At 67.1% G+C, this 20,750-nt stretch carries 19 protein-coding genes; 11 read left to right on the forward strand and 8 right to left on the reverse strand.

What is annotated here, in order from left to right; translation table 11 throughout:
* Window positions 1-87 precede the first annotated feature (87 nt).
* Together ASG43_RS09700 and ASG43_RS09705 are read left to right on the forward strand one after the other, a co-directional pair.
* On the forward strand, window positions 88-1,266 hold the full coding sequence (locus tag ASG43_RS09700; RefSeq protein ID WP_056503719.1) for a hypothetical protein: 1,179 nt from the start codon (window positions 88-90) through the stop codon (window positions 1,264-1,266).
* Window positions 1,267-1,341: 75 nt separating this feature from the next.
* Window positions 1,342-1,854: a 2'-5' RNA ligase family protein gene (locus ASG43_RS09705; RefSeq protein WP_056503722.1), complete on the forward strand. Its 513-nt coding sequence runs from the start codon at window positions 1,342-1,344 to the stop codon at window positions 1,852-1,854.
* Between the two features lie 3 nt (window positions 1,855-1,857).
* Here the strand turns inward: ASG43_RS09705 and aspS are convergent, their stop codons facing one another.
* Window positions 1,858-3,654: an aspartate--tRNA ligase gene (aspS, locus tag ASG43_RS09710; RefSeq protein WP_056503725.1), complete on the reverse strand. Its 1,797-nt coding sequence runs from the start codon at window positions 3,652-3,654 to the stop codon at window positions 1,858-1,860.
* Between the two features lie 240 nt (window positions 3,655-3,894).
* Between aspS and rnd the strand changes: the two genes are divergently transcribed.
* Window positions 3,895-5,049 carry a ribonuclease D gene (gene rnd, locus ASG43_RS09715; protein WP_056503728.1) on the forward strand — a complete coding sequence of 385 codons (1,155 nt, stop codon included), beginning with the start codon at window positions 3,895-3,897 and terminating at the stop codon, window positions 5,047-5,049.
* Window positions 5,050-5,249: 200 nt separating this feature from the next.
* Here the strand turns inward: rnd and ASG43_RS09720 are convergent, their stop codons facing one another.
* On the reverse strand, window positions 5,250-7,352 hold the full coding sequence (locus ASG43_RS09720) for a molybdopterin oxidoreductase family protein (protein ID WP_056504457.1): 2,103 nt from the start codon (window positions 7,350-7,352) through the stop codon (window positions 5,250-5,252).
* Window positions 7,353-7,471: 119 nt separating this feature from the next.
* Window positions 7,472-8,584: an alkene reductase gene (locus ASG43_RS09725; RefSeq protein ID WP_056503732.1), complete on the reverse strand. Its 1,113-nt coding sequence runs from the start codon at window positions 8,582-8,584 to the stop codon at window positions 7,472-7,474.
* Window positions 8,585-8,718: 134 nt separating this feature from the next.
* On the opposite strand from ASG43_RS09725, the gene rlmJ reads away from it, so the two are divergent.
* The 3 genes from rlmJ to ASG43_RS09740 all read left to right on the forward strand — a co-directional run bounded on the left by rlmJ (window position 8,719) and on the right by ASG43_RS09740 (window position 10,718).
* A complete protein-coding gene (gene rlmJ, locus ASG43_RS09730; protein ID WP_056503735.1) occupies window positions 8,719-9,552 on the forward strand; it encodes a 23S rRNA (adenine(2030)-N(6))-methyltransferase RlmJ in 834 nt (277 codons plus the stop codon).
* A gap of 66 nt (window positions 9,553-9,618) precedes the next feature.
* Complete coding sequence (locus ASG43_RS09735; RefSeq protein ID WP_082490789.1) at window positions 9,619-10,074, forward strand: hypothetical protein; 456 nt, start codon at window positions 9,619-9,621, stop codon at window positions 10,072-10,074.
* A gap of 47 nt (window positions 10,075-10,121) precedes the next feature.
* Complete coding sequence (locus tag ASG43_RS09740) at window positions 10,122-10,718, forward strand: glutathione S-transferase family protein (protein ID WP_056503738.1); 597 nt, start codon at window positions 10,122-10,124, stop codon at window positions 10,716-10,718.
* A gap of 28 nt (window positions 10,719-10,746) precedes the next feature.
* Here the strand turns inward: ASG43_RS09740 and ASG43_RS09745 are convergent, their stop codons facing one another.
* A complete protein-coding gene (locus ASG43_RS09745; RefSeq protein WP_056504460.1) occupies window positions 10,747-11,406 on the reverse strand; it encodes an outer membrane protein in 660 nt (219 codons plus the stop codon).
* A gap of 343 nt (window positions 11,407-11,749) precedes the next feature.
* On the opposite strand from ASG43_RS09745, the gene uvrC reads away from it, so the two are divergent.
* A complete protein-coding gene (gene uvrC, locus ASG43_RS09750; protein ID WP_056504461.1) occupies window positions 11,750-13,816 on the forward strand; it encodes an excinuclease ABC subunit UvrC in 2,067 nt (688 codons plus the stop codon).
* A gap of 28 nt (window positions 13,817-13,844) precedes the next feature.
* Here the strand turns inward: uvrC and ASG43_RS09755 are convergent, their stop codons facing one another.
* Window positions 13,845-14,603 (reverse strand): SDR family oxidoreductase, encoded by a 759-nt coding sequence (locus ASG43_RS09755; protein ID WP_056503742.1) that lies wholly within the window; start codon window positions 14,601-14,603, stop codon window positions 13,845-13,847.
* Between the two features lie 92 nt (window positions 14,604-14,695).
* On the opposite strand from ASG43_RS09755, the gene ASG43_RS09760 reads away from it, so the two are divergent.
* The 4 genes from ASG43_RS09760 (at window position 14,696) to ASG43_RS09775 (ending at window position 16,531) form a co-directional block, all read left to right on the forward strand.
* Window positions 14,696-15,016 carry a helix-turn-helix transcriptional regulator gene (locus ASG43_RS09760; protein WP_056503745.1) on the forward strand — a complete coding sequence of 107 codons (321 nt, stop codon included), beginning with the start codon at window positions 14,696-14,698 and terminating at the stop codon, window positions 15,014-15,016.
* Window positions 15,017-15,165: 149 nt separating this feature from the next.
* On the forward strand, window positions 15,166-15,747 hold the full coding sequence (pgsA, locus tag ASG43_RS09765) for a CDP-diacylglycerol--glycerol-3-phosphate 3-phosphatidyltransferase (protein WP_056503748.1): 582 nt from the start codon (window positions 15,166-15,168) through the stop codon (window positions 15,745-15,747).
* Window positions 15,748-15,810: 63 nt separating this feature from the next.
* Window positions 15,811-16,062: a molybdopterin converting factor subunit 1 gene (moaD, locus tag ASG43_RS09770; protein WP_056504464.1), complete on the forward strand. Its 252-nt coding sequence runs from the start codon at window positions 15,811-15,813 to the stop codon at window positions 16,060-16,062.
* 1 nt (window position 16,063) lies between these two features.
* Complete coding sequence (locus ASG43_RS09775; protein WP_056503752.1) at window positions 16,064-16,531, forward strand: molybdenum cofactor biosynthesis protein MoaE; 468 nt, start codon at window positions 16,064-16,066, stop codon at window positions 16,529-16,531.
* A 152-nt stretch (window positions 16,532-16,683) separates the two neighbouring features.
* Here ASG43_RS09775 and ASG43_RS09780 read toward each other — a convergent pair whose 3' ends face one another.
* The 3 genes from ASG43_RS09780 to ASG43_RS09790 are packed head-to-tail and all read right to left on the reverse strand — an operon-like array spanning window position 16,684 to window position 20,719.
* Window positions 16,684-16,926, reverse strand: a complete 243-nt coding sequence (locus ASG43_RS09780; protein WP_056503755.1) for a hypothetical protein — start codon at window positions 16,924-16,926, stop codon at window positions 16,684-16,686.
* Between the two features lie 3 nt (window positions 16,927-16,929).
* Window positions 16,930-18,444: a Ppx/GppA phosphatase family protein gene (locus ASG43_RS09785; protein WP_056503758.1), complete on the reverse strand. Its 1,515-nt coding sequence runs from the start codon at window positions 18,442-18,444 to the stop codon at window positions 16,930-16,932.
* Window positions 18,437-20,719 carry an RNA degradosome polyphosphate kinase gene (locus ASG43_RS09790; protein ID WP_082490790.1) on the reverse strand — a complete coding sequence of 761 codons (2,283 nt, stop codon included), beginning with the start codon at window positions 20,717-20,719 and terminating at the stop codon, window positions 18,437-18,439. The genes ASG43_RS09785 and ASG43_RS09790 overlap by 8 nt, the downstream gene beginning before the upstream one ends.
* Window positions 20,720-20,750 lie beyond the last annotated feature (31 nt).

The following is a 20,750-nucleotide window of genomic DNA, read 5'->3' on the forward strand; positions in this document are numbered from 1 at the left end:
CCATCTCATCGAACCGTCAGCTCGCCTTCCTGCCGCCGCACTTCGCCCGTCACAGCTGAGCCCGAACTTTTTTCGAAAGGATATTGAATGTCCGTTACGTCCCCTCGCCTCCTGGCCGGTCTGGCCGTTCTTCTCCTCGGCTCGACCTCCGCGATGGCGGCGGATGCCGGAGCCTTCGCCAACCGCCTGAAGACGCTCGCCACCGCGCAGGGCCTTCCCCTCGCCTTCACGGGCGCCGAGGAAAGCGGCGACGACGTCGTGGTCAAGGGCCTGTCCGTCGGCACCGGCGCGGATGCCTCCGCGCCCGTCGACGTGACCTTCGAGGGCGTGTCCGGCTCGGACGCCGAAGGCTGGACGGTGACGCGCATCCCGATCGCCGACATCGACAAGACCGAGGGCACCCGCAAGCTGACGATGACCGGCGGCGAGGTCACGGGCTTCCAGATCGCGGGCACCTCCGGTCCGTCGACCCTGCCCGGCCTCTCCGACTTCTTCTTCGACAGCGCCAAGGTTGGCAGCGTCAAGATCGAGGACGGCGGCGCGGAGGTCTTCAGTCTCGCCGATGCCACGCTCACCAACACGCCGTCCGATGGCGGAGGTCTGACGACCGAGGGCGGTGTCGAGACGATCATGGCCGACTTCACCAAAGGCTCGCCGGACGAGACGGCCAAGGCGATCGCCGACTTCGGCTATCCCCAGCTGAAGGGAACCGGCTCGTTTTCGGCCGCCTGGAATCCGACGAACGGGGAGCTCAGCCTCGAGCCGTTCAGCGTTTCCTTCGACGATGTCGGCAAGCTCGATCTTTCCTATCAGATCAACGGCTACACGCCGGCCTTCATCGCCTCCTTGCGCGAGGTTCAAAAGCAGATGGCCGCCAATCCGGACGGCGGCAACAGCGGCATGGCGATCCTCGGGCTGATGTCGCAGCTGAGCCTCGCCTCGACGGTCATCGAATTCGAGGACGACAGCTTCACGAACAAGATGCTGGACCATCAGGCCAAGCAGGCTGGAACGACGCGCGAGGCGTTGGTCGCAGGCCTCGTCGGACAGGTCGGACCGATGCTGCAGATGCTGCAGAACCCGGAATTCCAGACCGAGGTGACGACGGCGGTCGAGACCTTCCTCAAGGATCCGCAGTCGCTGCGCATCGCCATCGAGCCGGACGCCCCGATCCCCGCGACGCAGATCATGGGCGCGGCCATGGGCGCGCCGCAGACGCTGCCGAGCGTGCTCCAGCTCTCGGTGACGGCGAACGAGACGAACTGATCCGGGACCGTTTCCGGTCCGAGACCAAACGCCGCCGCGGGGAACCCTCGCGGCGGCGTTTTTCGTTCTGATGTGATGACCGACATCGCCCCGCTCATCCTGACGCTCGCCTTCGACGACGACAGCTTCCGGCACTTCAACGACATGCGTCGCCGGCACTTCCCGAAGGCGCGCAACCACATCCCGGCCCATCTGACGCTCTTCCATCATCTCCCCGGCGAGGACGAGGCGGAGATCGCGAGGATGCTGGAGGATGTCGCGAAAACGACCGCGCCTCTGACGCTCCAGGTGACCGGCCTCCGCTTTCTCGGCTACGGCTCGGCCTATACGCTGGAAAGCGCGCCTCTGGCGGCGCTGCGCGCGGCGCTTGCCGCGCGGTGGCGGGACCGGCTGACGCGGCAGGACGCGCAAGGCTTTCGCCCGCACGTGACGATCCAGAACAAGGCGTCTGCGCCGGAGGCGAGGCGCCTCTTCGAGACGCTGGACTCCGAATTCCGACCGTTCGAGGCAACCGGCACCGGGCTTCGCCTCTGGCGCTATCGCGGCGGCCCCTGGGACGAGGCCGGCGCGTTTTCCTTCCGAGGCTGAGACTCAGCCAGCCGTCTTGGCGGGCTGAGGCGCGACGCGCAGGCCAAGTTCGCGCAGCTGCGTCGGCGATGCCGCCGCCGGCGCGTTCATCAGGAGGTCGTAGGCCTGCTGGTTCATCGGGAACATCGTGATCTCGCGGAGATTCTTCACCCCGCAGAGCAGCATGACGATGCGGTCGACGCCGGCTGCCATGCCCCCGTGCGGCGGGGCGCCGTACTGGAAGGCGCGGTAGAGGCCGCCGAAGCGCTCCTCGACATCGGCGCGGCTGTAGCCGGCGATCTCGAAGGCCTTGACCATGGTTTCCGGAAGCTGGTTGCGGATGCCGCCGGACGCGATCTCGAAGCCGTTGCAGACGATGTCGTACTGGAAGGCCTTGATCGAGAGCGGATCCTGGCTTTCCAGCGCTCCCATCCCGCCCTGCGGCATGGAGAAGGGATTGTGCGCGAAATCCACCTTCTTGTTGTCCTCGTCCCACTCGTAGAACGGGAAGTCGATGATCCAGGCGAGCTTGTACTGGTCGCGATCGACCAGGTTGAGCTCCTCGCCGACCTGCGTGCGCGCCAGACCCGCGAAGGAAGCGAAGGCCTTCGGCTTGCCCGCCACGAAGAAGCAGGCGTCGCCCGCGCTCAAGTTCAGCTGCTGGCGAAGCGCCTCGGTGCGCTCGGGACCGATGTTCTTGGCGACGGGGCCGGCGCCCTCGATCGCACCGGCTTCCTCGCGCCAGAAGATGTAGCCGAGACCCGGCTGCCCCTGCCCCTGTGCCCAGGAGTTCATGCGGTCGCAGAAGGCGCGGCTCCCGCCGGTCTTCGCCGGGATCGCCCAGACCTCTACGTCGCCATCGTTCGCGATCATGTTCGCGAAGACCTTGAAGCCCGAGCCCGCGAAGGTCTCGGTGACGGCCGACATCTCGATCGGGTTGCGCAGGTCCGGCTTGTCGGAGCCGTATTTGCGGATCGCCTCGGCATAGGGAATGCGTTCGAAGCTCTGCGTGACCGGCTTGCCGTCGGCGAAATCCTCGAAGATGCCGCGGATGACGGGTTCCATCGTCTGGAAGATGTCCTCCTGCTCGACGAAGCTCATCTCGACGTCGAGCTGGTAGAACTCGCCGGGCAGGCGGTCGGCGCGCGGATCCTCGTCGCGGAAGCAGGGCGCGATCTGGAAATACCGGTCGAAGCCCGACATCATGATCAGCTGCTTGTACTGCTGCGGGGCCTGCGGCAGCGCGTAGAACGTGCCCTGGTGGATGCGCGAGGGCACGAGGAAGTCGCGCGCGCCCTCGGGCGAGGATGCGGTCAGGATCGGCGTCGAGAATTCGGTGAAGGCCGCCTCGCCCATCCGCCGGCGCATGGCCGCGATGATCTCGGTCCGCCGCACGATGTTCTTGTGCAGCGTCTCGCGGCGCAGGTCGAGGAACCGGTATTTCAGGCGCACGTCCTCGGGATAGTCGGGTTCGCCGAAGACCGGCAGCGGCAGCTCGCGCGACGTCGAGAGAACCTCGATCTCGTCCGCGAAGAGCTCGACCTCGCCGGTGGGGAGCTTGGCGTTGGTCGTCTCGGCGCTGCGCGCCTTCACCTGCCCCGTGACCGTCACGACCCATTCCGCGCGGATCGTCTCGGCGGTCTTGAAAGCCGGCGAATCGGGATCGATGACGATCTGCGTCAGGCCGTAATGATCCCTGAGATCGATGAAGAGGAGCCCGCCATGATCACGCACGCGGTGGGCCCAGCCCGACAGGCGCACGGTCTGCCCGACATTCTCCCGGCGCAGGGCCGCACAGGTGTGGCTGCGGTAGCGATGCATGGCGTGGTCTTTCCGGCTGTTCGTCTCAACCGCGCGTCCGGCGGAATTTCCCGCACGAAAGGCTGCGGCTCCGCCACGCCCGAGGCGGTGCGGAAATCGCGCGGAAAAGCGCATGCGATGCCTGCCCTGTCAAGATTTCGCGGCAGGCCGGCCGAGAAGCCCCGGCGAAGCGCGGGACGCTCGTAGCCGGGACATCGCGATAGGGTTCGCCTTTCGCCGCAGTTCGGCTATGAAATGGCCATGGAGCCCATTACCACGACCGACGGCCTTGCCGAAGCCTGCCGCACTCTCGCGAAGGCCCCCTTCGTCACCGTCGACACCGAATTCATCCGCGAGACCACCTTTTGGCCCGAGCTCTGCCTCGTCCAGATGGCCTCCGACGACCTCGCCGTCCTCGTCGATCCGCTCGCGCCCGGCATCGATCTCGAGCCGTTCTTCGAGCTCATGCGCGACACCCGGGTGCTGAAGGTCTTCCACGCCGCGCGGCAGGATCTGGAAATCGTCTACAAGCTCGGCGGCCTCATTCCGGCTCCGCTCTACGACACCCAGATCGCCGCCATGGTCTGCGGGTTCGGCGAATCGATCGCCTACGACCAGCTCGTCGCCAAGACGACGAACGGGAGGATCGACAAGACCTCGCGATTCACCGACTGGCGCCGCAGGCCGCTGTCGGAGCAGCAGCTCGTCTACGCGCTGGCCGACGTCACCTATCTGCGCGACGTCTACAAGGCGCTCGACGCGGAGATCGTCAAGGAGGGGCGCGCACGGTGGCTCGACGAGGAGATGGCGGTGCTGGCCAATCCCGAAACCTACGATCTTCATCCCGACGACGCCTGGAAGCGGCTGAAGCTGCGGGTGAGGAAGCCGATCGAACTCGCGATCCTGAAGGAGGTCGCCGCCTGGCGAGAGCGCGAGGCGCGCGAGCGGGACGTGCCGCGCGGGCGCATCCTCAAGGACGACGCGATCTACGAGATCGCCCAGCAGCAGCCCCGCGACGAGCAGGCGCTCGGCCGCATGCGCGCGATCCCCAAGGGCTTCGAGCGCTCGGCGACAGGCGTTCAGATCCTGGCCGCGGTGGAGCGCGCGATGTCGATCCCGAAGTCCGAGCTGCCGCCCCTGCCCAAGCAGACGCAGATGCCGGAGGGCACCGCTGCGGCGGTGGAGTTCCTCAAGGTTCTCCTGAAGATCGTCGTCGAGGAGAAGGGCGTCGCCGGTAAGATGCTCGCCTCCACCGACGATCTCGAACAGCTCGCCGCCAAGGGCGCGGAGGCGGACATTCCGGCCATGTCGGGATGGCGCCGCACGATCTTCGGGAATCGGGCGCTGGAACTCCTCGACGGCAAGGCGGCGCTCTGCTTCCGGGACCGCCGGGTGGCGATCGTGGAGCTGGATTAACGCGGACGCCTTTCTCTCGCGTCAGTTCGAAGCGCCCCCTCAGCCTGCCGGCATCTCCCCCTCAAGGGGGGAGATCACTCTCGTCATGGGCATATTCGACGCCAAAGCTGCCGATCTCCCCCTCGAGGGGGAGATGTCCGGCACGACAGAGGGGGGCGCCGTCGAGCGCTCAGCAGTCCTCTGCCAAAAAAGCCGAAGCCCTATCCCGCGCGCACCCAGACCGTCGTGTCGTGGAACGCCGCACCGCCCGCGGGCGCGACCGAGTCCGCGCCGACGAGCGTGTTGATCCCCTCCCCGCCGGGAAAGGCCGAGTTCGGCCAGAGCCCTTCGTGGATCACGACGCCCGGCCGCACCGTGTCCGAGATGCGGAGCGCCATCCGCAGCGAGCCCCGGCGGTTGCCGATCTCGACCACGGCGTCGTCGGCGAGCCCGAGCCGGGCGGCGTCCTCGCCGTGCATCGTCAATTCCGGACGCTTCTCCCGCGATCGCGAGCCGTCGGTTTCCGCGAAGCTCGAATTCAGGAACTGCCGCGCCGGCGAGGTCGCGAGGCGGAACGGATGCTCGACGTCCGTGCGCTCTTCGAGCGCGGCATGGTCGGGAAAGACCGGCAGCGCCGAGGCCGGCCCTTGCAGGCCCATGGAGGGCGGCGGCGTGTTCGGGGCGGACAGGTTCAGCCAGTCCGCGCGAAAGCGGTAGCGTCCGTCCTTCCAGCCGAAGCCGTTCAGGAAGTGCGCATCCTCGAAGCTCGGCTGGACATCGAGCCAGCGCCCCGCCTCGAGGTCCGCCAGCGTGCCGCGCCGGGAACGGCGGAGCATGTCGTCGATGAGATCGCGCTCGGTCATGCCGAAGCCGGGCCGGTCGGCGACGCCGAGGCGCCGGGCGAGTTCCTCCACGACGAAATGGTTGGTGCGGACGGTCGGCGGCGCATCCACCACCTTCGGGCCGAGAAGGATGTGGCTCTGTCCGCCGCCGCGATAGATGTCGTCGTGTTCGAGGAACATCGTCGCGGGCAGGACGAGATCGGCGAGATCCGCCGTGTCGGTCATGAAGTGCTCGTGCACCGCGACGAAGAGGTCCTCGCGGGCCAGCCCCTCGCGCACCAGCCGCTGCTCCGGCGCGACATTGGCGGGATTGGTGTTCTGGATCAGCATGGCGAGCACGGGCGGGCCGTTCTGCAGCGCCCCGGCGTCACCGGTCAGGACCGGGCCGATGCGCGACTGGTCGAGATGCCGGATCGCGGGATCGCGGTCGGCCGTGCCCATGACGAGGGACTTGTCGAGGCCGAAAATATCGGAGTTCGAATGGAAGGCGCCGCCGCCCCGGTGCCGCCAATGGCCGTAGACGGCGGGCACGGAGAGCGCCGCATGCATGGAGGCCGCGCCGTTGCGCTGGCGCGTGAAGCCGTAGCCGAGGCGAAAGAATGTGCGCGGCGTGCGTCCGAGGAGCGCCGCGAAGGCCTCGATCTCGGCGACGGACAAGCCCGTGATGCCGGCCGCCCATTCGGGCGTGCGGGTGACGAGATGGGCTTCGAGGCCGGCGGGATCGTCGGTGAACCCGGCCATGTAGGCGCGGTCGGCGGTCCCGTCCCGGAAGGCGCAATGCATGAGAGCGGCCGCCAGCGCGCCGTCCGTTCCCGGCAGCAGCTTCAGCGCGATGTCCGCCTGCTTCATCGTGGCATTGTCGTAGATGTCGACCACGACGATCGCGGCGCCCCGCTCCTTGCGGGCGCGCGTGGCGTGGGTCATCACGTTGACCTGCGTCGCCACCGCGTTCGTGCCCCAGATCACGACGCAGTCGGCCTCGGCCATCTCGCGCGGGTCGACGCCCGACAGGCGCCCCGCGCCGACATGCCAGCCGGTCCAGGCCATGTTGGTGCAGATGGAATCGAACTGGTTCGAGTAGCGCTTGGCGTGGCGCAGCCGATTGATGCCGTCGCGCTGCACGAGGCCCATGGTGCCGGCGTAGTAGTAGGGCCAGACCGCCTGCGACCCGTGTCGAACCTCGGCCTTGACGAAGGCTTCCGCGACGAGATCGAGCGCGTCGTCCCAGCCGATTTCGCGCCAGTTTCCGCCGCCCTTCGCGCCGGTGCGCTGGCGCGGCGTCAGGAGCCGGCCGGGATGGTGGATCCGCTCGGCATAGCGCGCGACCTTCGCGCAGATGACTCCGGCCGTGTAGCTGTTGCCCGGAGCGCCGCGGACACGGCCGATGCGGCCGTCGAGCACCTCCACATCGAGCGCGCAGGTCGAGGGACAATCGTGCGGACAGGCGCTGTGGCCGGTGGCGGCGGGAAGAGCGATGTTCATGGCACCATCATAACGCGCCAGGGCGGCGATCGTCATTCCTTTTGGCGATGCCGATCATCAACGAATACGGCCGACGCATCACCGCGCCGGCCGCTCGAGTTCGCGAGGTCGCGCCAGCGTCAGGCGGCGACGGCGTAGCGCATGCGCTCTTCCTTGGTGAGCGCGGGATAGTCCGTGTAGCCCTTTTCGTCGCCGCCGTAGAAGGTCGATGGGTCCCACTCCGCCAGCGGAGCCCCGAGTTCGAGGCGCACGGGGAGATCCGGGTTGGAGATGAAGGCCTTGCCGTAACAGACCAGATCGATCTCGCCGGCATCGAGCCGCTTCTGGGCGAGATCGAGATCGTAGTCGTTGTTGCCCACATAGACGCCGGAGAAGCGGCTCCTCAGCGCGGCGTAGTCGAAATTGTCCTTGTTGCGGTCACCGCCGGTCTGTCCCTCGACCACATGGAGATAGACGGGATGACGCTTCTCCAGCTCCTCGACAAAGGCGTTGAAGACAGCCTGCGGCTGGGATTCCGACGAGCCGCCCATGACGGTCACCGGCGAGATGCGGACGCCGACATGGGCCGCGTCCCAAGCTGCGATGACAGCGTCCAGAACTTCGAGCGGGAAGCGGATGCGGTTCTCGATGGAGCCGCCGTAGCGGTCGGTGCGGATGTTGGTGCCGTCGCGCAGGAACTGGTCGAGGAGGTAGGCATTCGCCGAATGAAGCTCGACACCGTCGAAGCCGGCCGCGCGGGCGTTGCGGGTGGCGCGGACATAGTCCTGGATCAGGCGGGGAAGCTCGGCCTCTTCCAGAGCGCGCGGGGTCACGTGGTCCTTGAAGCCTTCTTCGGTGAAGGCCTTGCCGCTCGGCTGCACCGCAGAGGGCGCGACGGGAAGCTGGCCGTTCTCCTGAAGATCGGGATGGGAAATGCGGCCGACATGCCAGAGCTGGAGGAAGATGCGGCCGCCCTCCTCGTGGACGGCGTCCGTCACGCTCTTCCAGGCGGTGACCTGCTCGTCGGTGTAGATGCCCGGCGTCCAGGCATAGCCGCGCCCTTCGACGGAGATGTTCGTCGCCTCCGTGATGAGGAGCCCCGCGCCGGCGCGCTGACGATAGTATTCGACATGCATCGCCTTCGGCACGCCGTCGGACGTGGCGCGGCTGCGCGTCAGCGGGGCCATCACGATCCGGTTGGCGAGCGGGGTCGGCCCGAGGTCGAAGGCTTCGAAGAGTTTGGATTTCGCCACGTGACACGTCCTTTTCCGGTATTGCCAAGCGGCCTTTCCGCCGCTGTAAGGTTTTTGGAGGTGGCGCTGCGCCGCAGCAAGGTCAAGGCGGTGAACGATGCGTTCGCCATCGCCGCCTTACCGAGGAGACCCGCTTGAACTATCGCCATGCCTTCCATGCCGGGAACTTCGCCGACGTCCACAAACACGCGCTGCTCGTCACCCTCGTCGAGTATCTCAAGCGCAAGGACAAGCCGTTCCGGGTGATCGACACCCATGCCGGGCGCGGACGCTACGATCTGGCCTCCGACGAGGCGTCGCGGACCGGCGAACAGGTCGATGGCATCGCGCGGCTTCTCGCATCGCCGGCGGCGCGGGCCGAGGAGCTTCGCGCCTATCTCGAGGTCGCGGGAGCCGAGCCGGGATTCTATCCCGGCTCGCCGCTTCTGGCGCGGGCCCTTCTGCGGCGGCAGGATCGCCTTTCGGCCTACGAGCTTCATCCCGTCGACGCGGCGGCGCTGGCGGACCTCTTCGCCGGCGACACGCAGACCAAGGTGATCGAACTCGACGGCTGGCTGGCGCTCGGCGCGCATGTGCCGCCGAAGGAGAAGCGCGGAATCGTGCTGGTCGATCCGCCCTTCGAGCAGCCGGACGAGATCGGCCGCATGATCGAGGGACTCGCCGCCGCCCATCGCCGCTGGCCGACCGGCCTCTACGCCCTCTGGTATCCCATCAAGCGGCCGGCCGAGCGCAAGCGCCTGCATGACGGATTGAAGGCGACGGGCATTGCGCGAATCATCGCGGCCGACCTCTTCCGCGAGCCCTTCGCACCCGAGGACCGGCTCGTCGGCAGCGGCCTCGTCGTCGTGAATCCGCCCTTCACCTTCGCGCAGGACGCGGCCCGCATCATGGCAATTCTGGAACAGGTGCTGGGCAAAGAGGGGCAAGGCCGCTCGGAGATCGTTGCGCTCGCAGGAGAGCAACCTTAACATCGCCGTCACAGTTCTGCCCCAACTTCGGCCCGTCACGGGTCAACCGAGCGGGAAACCGAATTCATGCGCAAGCTCCTGTCCGGGCTCGTCCTCTCCGCCTGCATCCTGTCCGGCGCGACCGCGCCCTCGGTGGCCGCCGATTATTACGGCGCCGAGCCGGCCGCGCCGATGAACGAGGCGGCCTTCGTTCCGTCCTGCCAGGACGAGAAGGTGCTGGCCCAGGTCGAGGACCAGTTCGAATACGGCGCGGCCTACATGCTGAAGGCCGATCTGACGATCGACGAATTCCGGGATCCCTTCGAGAAGGCGTTCTTTCCGCTCAGCGAAGACCGCCCGATCGAGCGCCGCTACTGCCAGGGCGAGGTCGTGCTCTCCAATCTGGAAAAGCACACGATCTACTACGTGATCTCCTATCCGCTCGGATTCGCCTCGATCGGCTGGAAGGCGGAGGGCTGCGTGCTCGGCCTCGACAAGTGGTACGTCTACGGCGCCAACTGCCAGTCGCTCCGCCGCTTCTGACGCGAGCCGTCACGGGCTCGTCGACCGGATCAACTCGAGAATTCTTCATGCGTCTCTTCTACGCCTCCGCCTCGCCCTTCGCCTCGAAGGTCCGGATGGCGGCCCATCACTGCGACATCGAGCTCGAACCCGTGTCGACCGACACGGGCGCCGAACCGGCCGACCTCCTCGAGGCGAACCCGCTCGGCAAGATCCCCGCGCTTGTGCTGCCGGACGCAAGCGCGCTCTACGACAGCGCCGTCATCTGCGACTGGCTCGACCGGCAGAGCGGTCATGCCCTCGTGCCGCAGGACGAGGCCGGTTGGCTTCTCTGCAAGCGCATCGAAGCGACGGCGGACGGCGTCGTCGACGGTGCCATCCTCAGCGTCTACGAGGTGCGCTTCCGGCCGGAGGACAAGCGTCACCAGCCTTGGGTGGACAAGCAGATGCGCAAGGCGTGGCGGGGCATGGACGTGCTGGAGGGCGCCATCGGCTCACTCGGAACACAGCCGACGACGGCGCATTTCGCCGTCGCCGGACTGCTCGGCTGGTTCGACCTGCGCTTCAAGGGTCAGTGGGAAGAGCGATATCCCGGCCTGAAGGCTTGGATCGACGGGTTTCCGGCGATCTTCCCCGCCTACGAGGATCTGAAGCCGAAGGCGTGAGCGGGGCTCGCGCGATCGAGCACCTTTTTCAGAACTTCAGCGCGATGCCGGCCCGGATCGAATGCTCGTCGAAACCCGACGAGGTGGAAGCCGCGCCGAAATCGTAGGTCTTCGAGCCGAAATCCGAATAGCGGTATTCCAGGCGGGTATCGATGCTGTCGGTGACCTTCGCCTCGACGCCCGCGCCGACCGTGTAGCCGACATGGGTGTTGGAATCCTCGGCTGGACCGAGCTTCAGCGTCTGATCGGATGCCGCGACGCCCGCCGTCGCGAAGACCAGGAACGGATCGGCCGCAACGCCGACACGGCCGCGGAGCGATCCGAAGACGTTGGTGTCGGTCTCGACGGGGAGACCCACCCTGCGGTCGAAGCCGCCGGCCTCGACCCCGGACGCGCCGAGATCGGCCTCGATGCCGTAGACGATGCGGTCGTTCTGGACGTTGAACCCGCCATAGGCGCCCCCGACGATGCCCTCCCCGTCGAAGCTCGCGCCGGCGGACTGGTCGAAATTCGCACGGTTGTAACCGACGAAGGCGCCGGCATAGGCGCCGGACCAGATATAGATCGGAGCGGCGCCCTCGATCGGCGCGATTGGCGCGACGTCCGGCGTCACGGCATCGGCAGCCCATGCCGGCGTGGCCCCGAACAGCGCGAGGGCGACGAGGATCGAGCCTTGCAATCGTGTCATCGCATGCCCTCCGGCGAGAAAAACCGATCCGCACTCCTCCAACGCCCCGATGGGGCCGGAAGGTTCCGAGGCGACCGCCGAACGTCGGGCCGACCATCGAAGCGCCTGGGAAAGATCTGGTGAGCGCGCAGACGCGGCGCAAGGCCGCCCGTCCTTGCGCCGGCCGCAATCCACCCCTCCCAATGCGGCCGACATGAATCATATAGATGAGACCGATGACGTTCAGAGACGACAGATGACGTTCCGGGCCGCGAGCGGTCCGGCTCGCCGCCGCCGCCGATTTCAGCACACCCGCCGGCTCGCCGGCCGCGCCCTCATGCCGCGAATGCCCAGCGAAGACGATATGGCCTCATCCACCGATTCCATCGACGATATCGACCTCGACGACGACGACGTCGCCGACGGGGACACGCCTCTCGATGACGATTCCGCCGAGGCCGTCGCGGAGGCGCCCGGAAACGCCGCGCTGATCGCCGCCATCGACTGGAGCGACGGCGGTCGCGACATCGACCAGACGCTGGAGGGCGCGCCGCTGATCGCGGCCTTCGTCCGCCGGTTGCCGAACGCGCCCGGCGTGTACCGCATGTTCGGCAAGGACGGCGAGGTCCTCTATGTCGGCAAGGCGAAGTCGCTGAAGAAGCGCGTCACGAGCTACACGCGGCTCGGCGGGCACACCAACCGCATCGCGCGCATGATCCGCGAGACGCGGCACATGGAGTTCGTCACGACGCGCACCGAGACCGAGGCGCTTCTCCTCGAAGCGAACCTCATCAAGCGCCTGAGGCCACGCTTCAACGTCCTGATGCGGGACGACAAGTCGTTTCCCTACATCCTCGTCGGCGACGACCACGAGGCCCCGGCGATCATGAAGCATCGCGGCGCCCGCTCGCGCAAGGGCAGCTATTTCGGCCCCTTCGCCTCGGCCGGCTCCGTCGGACGCACGATCAATTCGCTGCAGCGCGCCTTTCTGCTGCGCACCTGCACCGACAGCGTCTACGAGAGCCGGTCGCGCCCCTGCCTTCTCTACCAGATCAAGCGCTGTTCGGGTCCCTGCACGCGCGAGATCTCCATCGAGGACTATCGCGGCCTCGTCGCGGAGGCGAAGGGCTTCCTGTCCGGCCATTCCACCGAGGTCAAGCAGGGCATGGCGCGAGCCATGCAGGCGGCGTCCGAGGATCTCGATTTCGAGCGCGCCGCGATCTATCGCGACCGCCTGTCCGCACTCGCCCACATCCAGGGCCACCAGGGCATCAATCCGCATGGCGTGGAGGAGGCCGACGTCTTCGCCATCCATGCCGAGGGGGGTCTGACCTGCATTCAGGTCTTCTTCTTCCGCACCGGGCAGAACTGGGGCAACCGCGCCTATTTCCCGCGCGCGGACGCCTCCCTGGAGCCGGCAGAGGTGCTCGGGGCCTTTCTCGGCCAGTTCTACGATTCCACGCCGGCGCCCCGGCTCGTCCTCGCCTCCACCGAGATGGAAGACCGCGAACTCCTGTGCGACGCGCTGAGCGTCAAGGCGGGACGGCGCGTGCAGATCCAGGTGCCGGCGCGCGGCGAGAAGAAGGATCTCGTCGACCACGCCTCGTCCAACGCGCGGGAGGCTCTCGGACGGCGTCTCGCGGAGACCTCCTCGCAGGCCCGGCTCCTCAAGGGACTCGCGGAGACGTTCAAGCTGGAGCGCGTGCCGCGCCGCATCGAGGTCTTCGACAATTCGCACATCATGGGAACGGCCGCCGTCGGCGCCATGATCGTGGCGGGGCCGGAGGGCTTCGTGAAGAACCAGTACCGCAAGTTCAACATCAAGAGCACCGAGATCACGCCGGGCGACGATTTCGGCATGATGCGCGAGGTGATGACGCGGCGCTTCTCGCGGCTCGTCAAGGAACACGGCGATGCCGGGCCGGCACCCGAGGCCCCGCCGGTGGAGGACGCGGCCGACGCGCCGGACCTGCCGGCCTGGCCGGACCTCGTCCTCGTCGACGGCGGAAAGGGCCAGATCTCCGCTGTCAGGGCGATCCTGACCGAACTCGGCATCGCCGAGAAGGTCACGACGATCGGCATCGCGAAGGGCGTCGACCGCGACGCCGGCCGCGAGCGCTTCATCGTCGAGGGGCGAGAGCCCTTCTCGCTGCCGCCGCGCGATCCCGTGCTTTATTTCGTCCAGCGCCTGCGCGACGAGGCCCATCGCTTCGCCATCGGCACCCATCGCGCCAAGCGCAAGAAGGAGCTCGTCGCCAATCCGCTGGACGAGATCGCCGGCATCGGCCCTTCGCGCAAGCGCGCCCTCCTCCACCATTTCGGAACGGCCAAGGCCGTCTCCCGCGCCGCGCTCGGCGACCTCTCCAAGGTCGAGGGAATTTCGGAAGGCATGGCGAAGCTCGTCTACGACCACTTCCACGAGCGCGGCTGAGCGCGCGTGGAAGCTTATCGCGCGTCGGTCAGACCTGCGCGAAGCCGCCGTCGACCGAGAGTTCGACGCCGTTGATGTAGCTCGCCTCATCGGACGCCAGGAAGAGCAAGGCGGCGGCGATCTCCTTGGGATCGCCCATGCGCCCGATCGGGGACACCTCCTTCAGATAGGCGGCGAAACCGTCGATCGCCTGCTGGTCGAATTTGAGGCCGTTCTCCATGATCGGCGTGCGCGTGACGCCCGGGCTCACCGTGTTGACCCGGATAGCCCGCCCCTTCAGATCGTTCGCCCAGCTGCGCGCGAAGGAGCGCACGGCCGCTTTCGAGGCATTGTAGACGCTGAGATCGGCCATGCCCTTGTTGCCGACGATCGAGCCGGTGAAGACGACCGAACCGCCGTCCCGCATCACCGGCAGAAGCTTCTGCACCGTGAAGAACATGCCCTTCACGTTGATGTCGAAGATCCTGTCGAAATCGGCTTCTCCGGTGGCCTCGAAGGGCGAGTATTCCGAGATGCCGGCATTGGCGAGGACGACGTCGACGAGATCGCCCGCCCCTTCGATCTCGCGCACCACGCGTTCGATGTCGGAAAGGACGGCGACGTCGGAGGCGATGCCCGTCGCGCCGGGTCCGAGATCCGCCACGGCCGTCGTCAGCGTCTGCTCGTTGCGCCCCGTGACATAGACCCGCCTTGCGCCCTCGTGGAGAAAAGCCTTGGCGGCGGCAAGCCCAATGCCGCTGGATCCGCCCGTGACGACCACGACCTTGCCTTCGAAACGATTGGCCATTTGAAATTCCCGCTAAAACATTCTTCCAATATTTTCGTATTACGGTTTATTCGTAGGATTGAATTCGGTCAAGGACCGGCGTATCGATAAGCATGACGAAGTTCTTTCATCCCTCCGCCGACGACATCGACCTGACCGCCGTTCTCGCGGCCCTCGGCGATCCGCTTCGGCTGGAGATCGTCCGGAAGCTCTCGGAAAGCCGCGAGGGGCAGAACTGCTCAGCCTCGGCGCCATTCCCCGACGTCGCGCGATCGACCCTCACCTCGCACTTTCGCATCCTGCGCGAGGCCGGCCTCGTCTTCACGACGAAGAAGGGCGTGGAGAACATCAATGTCCTGCGGCGCGAGGATCTCGAAAAGCGCTTCCCCGGCCTGCTGAAGCTGATCCTCAGCTGCGAGCGACCGCCTGCCTGACACCGACATCCGGTCGGGCCGGTCCGGCCGGAACGAGACGACCTGCCGATGATCGCCTGTTGACGCCGACACCAAGCCGCTATTCAAGGATGCCGGTGGACGCTCGTCCGCCGCGCCCGGCGCGCGCATCGATCGAACCGGACCCATCCATGGCATCTCGGGCACTCAGCCTTCCCAACATCCTGACCTATGCCCGCATCCTGGCCGTTCCGCTGGTGGTGCTCTGCTTTTTCGGGAGCGGCGGGTTCGAGCCGACGGACACGGCACGCTGGTGGGCGCTCGTCATCTTCGCCGTGGCCTCGATCACCGATTTCTTCGACGGTTACCTCGCGCGGGCCTGGCAGCAGACCTCGACCATCGGACGCATGCTGGACCCGATCGCCGACAAGCTCCTCGTCGCCGCCTGCCTCCTGCTGCTCGCCGCGGACGAGACGATCAAGGGCTGGTCTCTTTGGGCCGCGATCGTCATCCTCTGCCGCGAGATCCTCGTTTCCGGCCTTCGCGAATATCTCGCGGAACTGAAGGTCAGCGTTCCCGTCACGCAGCTCGCGAAGTGGAAGACGACGCTGCAGATGGTCGCCGTCTCCGTGCTCCTCGCCGGCCCGGCCGCGGACAAGATCGTCTCCTTCGCGACGGAAACCGGCATCGCGCTCCTCTGGATCTCGGCGATCGTCACCCTCTACACGGGCTACGACTATTTCCGCGCGGGCCTTCGCCATATTCCGGACTGAACGGACCGAACGGGCTCGGCAGACGTTTCCCGGATGTCGCCGTCCATGGAGAAGGAGAAGGCCATGAAGCTCGTTTACTTCGCCTGGGTCCGCGAGCGGATCGGGATCTCGGAGGAGGAGGTCGTGCTCCCCGCCGGCGTCCACACGGTGGACGATCTCCTGCATTGGCTGCGCGGGCGCGGCGACGGCTATGCCGAAGCGCTGCAGGCACCGGAGGTGATCCGCGTCGCGATCGACCAGGAGCATGTCGAGCATTCCGAGACGATCGACGCCGCGCACGAGATCGCCCTGTTTCCGCCGATGACGGGCGGCTGACATGACGGCTCTCGCGTTGCCGTCCGTCGCCGTCACCTCGCAGCGCATCCAGATCGGCGCGGAGATCGCGGCGCTCGAGGGCGATGGCGCGATCGGGGGGCTCGTCACCTTCTCCGGCTATTGCCGCGACGAAGGCGGCACGTTGGCGGCGCTGGAACTGGAACACTATCCCGGCATGGCCGAGCGCGAGATGGCGCGCGTCGCGGGCGAGGCCTGCCGGCGGTGGCCGCTTCTCGCCTGCCGCGTCGTGCATCGCTTCGGCCTCGTGAAGCCGGGCGAGGAGATCGTCCTCGTCGCCTGCGCCTCCGCCCACCGCACCGCCGCCTTCGAGGCCGCGCATTTTCTGATGGACTACCTGAAGACCCACGCGCCGTTCTGGAAGCGCGAACATCTCGTCGACGGATCCGTCGGCGGCTGGGTCGCGGCCAAGGCTTCCGATGCGGCGTCGCTGGAGCGCTGGAGCCGCTAGCGGAACGCGGCGCCACCGTTTGGTCTCGTCGGGCGACGGTCCCGACAGGGCGAGGCGCTGCCCGATCCGCATCGGTGAAGGCCGGCCGTCATGTCTCGTGGCCTGCCCGCCACGTCTGCCTGGAGTGAAGAGACGCTACGGCTGGACATGGTCTATTCCCGCCAGTTCACCCCGTCAGCCGCCTTGCATCCCTCCGGCGCGTTCGCCTGGGGAAACCGCATCCGCAGCTGCGCGCAGCCCCAGCGGTTCCATCTCTCCGGCATGGAAGCGTTCAGCGACGTTCCCTCCGCATCGTGCGGATTGGCGGTCGAGGTCACATAGACGTACCACTTGCCGCCGAGAAAAAGGCCGACGCCGAACGCGACGCCGGCGGCAAGACCGAGGAACCGCAGCATCGCTCAGGCGGCTTCGATGCGCAGCTTGCGATCGACGATCTTGGCGAAGGTCTCCAGCCGCGACACCGGCTTCTCGCTGATGAGGCCGCCGAGATCGCGCGGCAGCAGCAGGGTGAACCCGCCACGCGGGTCCTGCCGCCATTGCAGCCGCCCGAGAATGCCGGGCACCGACGCCGTCAGGATGTAGGCCACGCGGAACAAAGCGGCGATGAAGCGCGCGCGCTCCAGCAGCCGCGGCCCGACGAGATCCAGCATTTCCGGCATCATCGACTGCTCGAAGCTGCCCTCGTGACGGTAGAAATTGGCAAGGCCGAGATAGGCCCGGCCGGCATGGTCGACCGCCGAGAAGGAGGCATGCGTCAGCATGGAGAGGCTTTGAGCCCCGCGATAATCGGGATGCGCCCGCCAGCCGACGTCGGACAGGAGGCACGCGGCCTCGCGCAGCCGCTCCTCGTAGGGCGTCTCCTCGATGCGAAGCCGCTCGAAGGTCAGACGGCTGAAGGCGGCGAGTTCCACGGCATGCGCCGGAGATCGCGCGCGCAGCACCGCGAATTCCAAGGCCGCCTCGATCAAGGGATCCTTGCGGCGCTCCTCGTCCGGCAGCAGCGAATGCAGATATCCCTCGCGAACGCCGAGCGCGGACAGGAGAATGGTCGAGGGACGGATATGCTTGATGACCGCCTGCAGCGTCACCGCGCCGAAGGCGAGGAGCGCCCGGCGCTGCTTGGAGACGGCCGCGATGCCCGGCATCTTGTCGGGATCGCCCTTGGCGACGGCATCGAGGAAGTCGGTCCATTCCGACACTGGGGACTCGTAGCCGTGCATGACGTGGAGCGGGTAGCGGCGCTGCTCCATGTGCAGCTTGGCGAGGTTGCGCCAGGTGCCGCCGACGGCGAAGAAGGGCCGCCCCTCGCCGCTGCCCGTCATGCCGCAACCCGCAACGTAGGAATCGGCGAGCGCGCGCGCCTTGCCGATGTCGTTGCCCGACAGGTCCTGCAGGCGAAGACCGCCGAGCGGCAGGGTCAGGCCCTTGTTGATCCGGCCGTTGGCGATGTCGACGAGTTCGAGACTGCCGCCGCCGAGATCCCCGGCGATCCCCGAGGGATCGTGAAAACCGGCGACCACGCCCTCGGCCGCGTAATGCGCCTCGTCGGCGCCCGACAGGATCTTGATCGGCGTGCCGATGGCCGCTTCCGCCGCGGCGACGAAGTCCGGCCCGTTGACCGCTTCGCGGGCGGCGGCGGTCGCGAGCGGATGGACCTCGGTCACCCCCGCCTGATCGATCAGGCGGCGAAAGCGCGCCAGCGCCGCGAGGGCGCTCGATACGGACCGCTCGTCGAGGCGCTTGGACTGGGCGAGACCCTTGCCGAGACCGGACAGGACCTTCTCGTTGAAGAGCATCGTCAACGCACGCGAATTGCCCTCGTAGATCACGAGGCGGACCGAGTTCGACCCGATATCGACGACGGCGACGGGCGTTCGCCCGGCGATCCGTCCCTGGGCGACGAGCTCAGTCAAAGCGCGAATGCTCCGCTCGCTGCCGGGCGATCAGGCGGGGGGCGTCGGATTTCAGCGCCTTGCCGCGCCCGGAGAGGCTGGGATTGGTCATGAAGTATCGCTGCGTGTTGAACGGCTGCTCTTCGGGCGGTGGAACGATGCGGCGGGACGTGCCGTCGGACATCACCGACCAGCTCTGCTGGTTGTCGAGGATGTTGCCGAGCATGATCTGGGACAGAACCTGGCTGTGAACCGTCGGATTGGTGATCGGCACCATGGTCTCCACCCGCCGATCGAGGTTCCTCGGCATCATGTCGGCCGAGCCCATGTAGACGATCGCCTGATCGGAGGGCAGGCCGTGACCGTTGCCGAAGCAGAAGATGCGGCTGTGCTCCAGGAATCGCCCGACGATGGACTTCACGCGGATGTTGTCGGAGAGGCCCGGCACGCGCGGGCGCAGGCAGCAGATGCCGCGCACGATGAGGTCGATCTCGACGCCCGCCTGGCTCGCCCGGTAGAGCGCGTCGATGATCTGCGCATCGACCAGCGAGTTCATCTTCATCCAGATCTGGCCCGGCCGGCCCGCCTTCACATGCGCGACCTCGGCGGCGATGGCGTCGAGGATGGTGCGCCGCATGGTGAGCGGCGAGACGGCGAGCTTTCGGAGCTCCACCGGCTCGGCATAGCCGGTGATGTAGTTGAAGATCAGAAGGACGTCGTGAGCGATGTCCGGGTCGGTCGTGAAGTAGCTGAGGTCTGTGTAGATCTTGGCCGTGATCGGATGGTAGTTGCCCGTCCCGATGTGCACGAAGTTGACGAGCTTTCCTTCCTCGCGCCGGACGACGAGCGAAAGCTTGGCATGGGTCTTCTTCTCGATGAAGCCGAAGACGACCTGCACCCCGGCGCGCTCCATGTCGCGCGCCCAGCGGATGTTGGCCTCTTCGTCGAAACGCGCCTTGATCTCGATCAGCGCCGTCACCGACTTGCCGGCCTCGGCCGCATCCACCAGCGCGCGCACGATCGGCGAATCGTTCGAGGTCCGGTAGAGCGTCTGCTTGATCGCGATGACGTTCGGATCGAACGCCGCCTGGCGCAGGAACTGCGCCACGACGTCGAAAGATTCGTACGGGTGGTGGACGATGATGTCCTTCTCGCGGATGGCGGCGAAGCAATCGCCGTTGTGCTCGCGGATCCGCTCGGGAAAGCGCGGGATGTAAGGCGCGAACTTCAGGTCGTCGCGCTTGCAGCGGACGATCTGGGACACCGATTCCAGCGCCAGCATGCCGTCCATGACCGAGACGCGGCTTTCCGGCACGTTCAGCTGGCTCGCGACGAAGCTGCGCAGATCCTCCGGCATGATCGAATCGAACTCGATCCGGATCACCTGACCGCGACGACGGCGCTTCAGCGCGGTCTCGAAGAGGCGCACGAGATCCTCGGCCTCTTCCTCGACCTCGATGTCGGAATCGCGGATGAGCCGGAAGGTGCCCGCGCCGCGAACGCGGTAGCCAGGGAACAGGCGCGAGATGAAGAGCGCGACGACGCTCTCCAGCGGCACGAAGCGAAACTGCCCGGCGGCATTGGCCGGCAGCTCCACGAAGCGCGGCAGGGCCGTCGGCAGCCGGAGAAGGGCGTTCATCTTCTGCCCGTCGCGCTCGCGCAGGAGCGCGAGCGCGATCGAGAAGCCGAGATTGGGGATGAAGGGGAAGGGATGCGCCGGATCGATCGAGAGCGGCGTCATCACGGGGAAGATCGCGTCCTCGAAATGCTGCTCCAGCCAGACGCGGTCCTCCTTCTTGAGATCACCCGCCCCGACGATCAGGATGTTCTCGTTGCGCAGTTCCTTGACGAGATCGGCCAGCGAGGCCTGCTGCTCCTCCTGCAGGCGGCCGACCTCGGCGAGAATGCTGTCGAGCTGTTCCTGGGGCGTCAGGCCGTCGTCGCTGCGCATGGTGATGAGCGCGCGCACCTGCGCGGCGAGCGCGGCGACGCGCACCATGAAGAACTCGTCGAGATTGCCGGCGGAAATCGACAGGAAGCGGACGCGTTCGAGCAGCGGATGCGACGGGTTCTGGGCCTCGTCGAGGACGCGGCGGTTGAACTGGAGCCAGGAGATCTCGCGGTTGATGAAGCGGTCGGCCGGCAGTTCGGCCGTGGCGACGGCCTCGGCCTTGGCCGCCAGCGCCTCGGACTGCGCTTCCGTCGAATGGGCGGCGAGCCGTTCGGCGATGCTCGCCACCGAATGGCCGGACGCCGCCGCGCCGTTGCCCTTCGCAGGCGCAGGCGAACTCACCATGTCGCTCACGGCCGCAGCATCGATCGTGTGG

This window comes from Aureimonas sp. Leaf454 (assembly GCF_001424685.1).
Classification (GTDB): Bacteria; Pseudomonadota; Alphaproteobacteria; order Rhizobiales; family Rhizobiaceae; genus Plantimonas.

Excerpts from the sequence above, each read along its gene's own strand:
- ASG43_RS09700 (WP_056503719.1), top strand. The coding sequence starts at position 88 with ATGTCCGTTACGTCCCCTCGCCTCCTGGCCGGTCTGGCCGTTCTTCTC.
- ASG43_RS09705 (WP_056503722.1), top strand. The coding sequence starts at position 1,342 with ATGACCGACATCGCCCCGCTCATCCTGACGCTCGCCTTCGACGACGAC.
- aspS (WP_056503725.1), bottom strand. The coding sequence starts at position 3,654 with ATGCATCGCTACCGCAGCCACACCTGTGCGGCCCTGCGCCGGGAGAAT.
- rnd (WP_056503728.1), top strand. The coding sequence starts at position 3,895 with ATGGAGCCCATTACCACGACCGACGGCCTTGCCGAAGCCTGCCGCACT.
- ASG43_RS09720 (WP_056504457.1), bottom strand. The coding sequence starts at position 7,352 with ATGAACATCGCTCTTCCCGCCGCCACCGGCCACAGCGCCTGTCCGCAC.
- ASG43_RS09735 (WP_082490789.1), top strand. The coding sequence starts at position 9,619 with ATGCGCAAGCTCCTGTCCGGGCTCGTCCTCTCCGCCTGCATCCTGTCC.
- ASG43_RS09740 (WP_056503738.1), top strand. The coding sequence starts at position 10,122 with ATGCGTCTCTTCTACGCCTCCGCCTCGCCCTTCGCCTCGAAGGTCCGG.
- ASG43_RS09745 (WP_056504460.1), bottom strand. The coding sequence starts at position 11,406 with ATGACACGATTGCAAGGCTCGATCCTCGTCGCCCTCGCGCTGTTCGGG.
- uvrC (WP_056504461.1), top strand. The coding sequence starts at position 11,750 with ATGGCCTCATCCACCGATTCCATCGACGATATCGACCTCGACGACGAC.
- ASG43_RS09755 (WP_056503742.1), bottom strand. The coding sequence starts at position 14,603 with ATGGCCAATCGTTTCGAAGGCAAGGTCGTGGTCGTCACGGGCGGATCC.
- ASG43_RS09760 (WP_056503745.1), top strand. The coding sequence starts at position 14,696 with ATGACGAAGTTCTTTCATCCCTCCGCCGACGACATCGACCTGACCGCC.
- pgsA (WP_056503748.1), top strand. The coding sequence starts at position 15,166 with ATGGCATCTCGGGCACTCAGCCTTCCCAACATCCTGACCTATGCCCGC.
- moaD (WP_056504464.1), top strand. The coding sequence starts at position 15,811 with ATGAAGCTCGTTTACTTCGCCTGGGTCCGCGAGCGGATCGGGATCTCG.
- ASG43_RS09775 (WP_056503752.1), top strand. The coding sequence starts at position 16,064 with ATGACGGCTCTCGCGTTGCCGTCCGTCGCCGTCACCTCGCAGCGCATC.
- ASG43_RS09780 (WP_056503755.1), bottom strand. The coding sequence starts at position 16,926 with ATGCTGCGGTTCCTCGGTCTTGCCGCCGGCGTCGCGTTCGGCGTCGGC.
- ASG43_RS09790 (WP_082490790.1), bottom strand. The coding sequence starts at position 20,719 with ATGGTGAGTTCGCCTGCGCCTGCGAAGGGCAACGGCGCGGCGGCGTCC.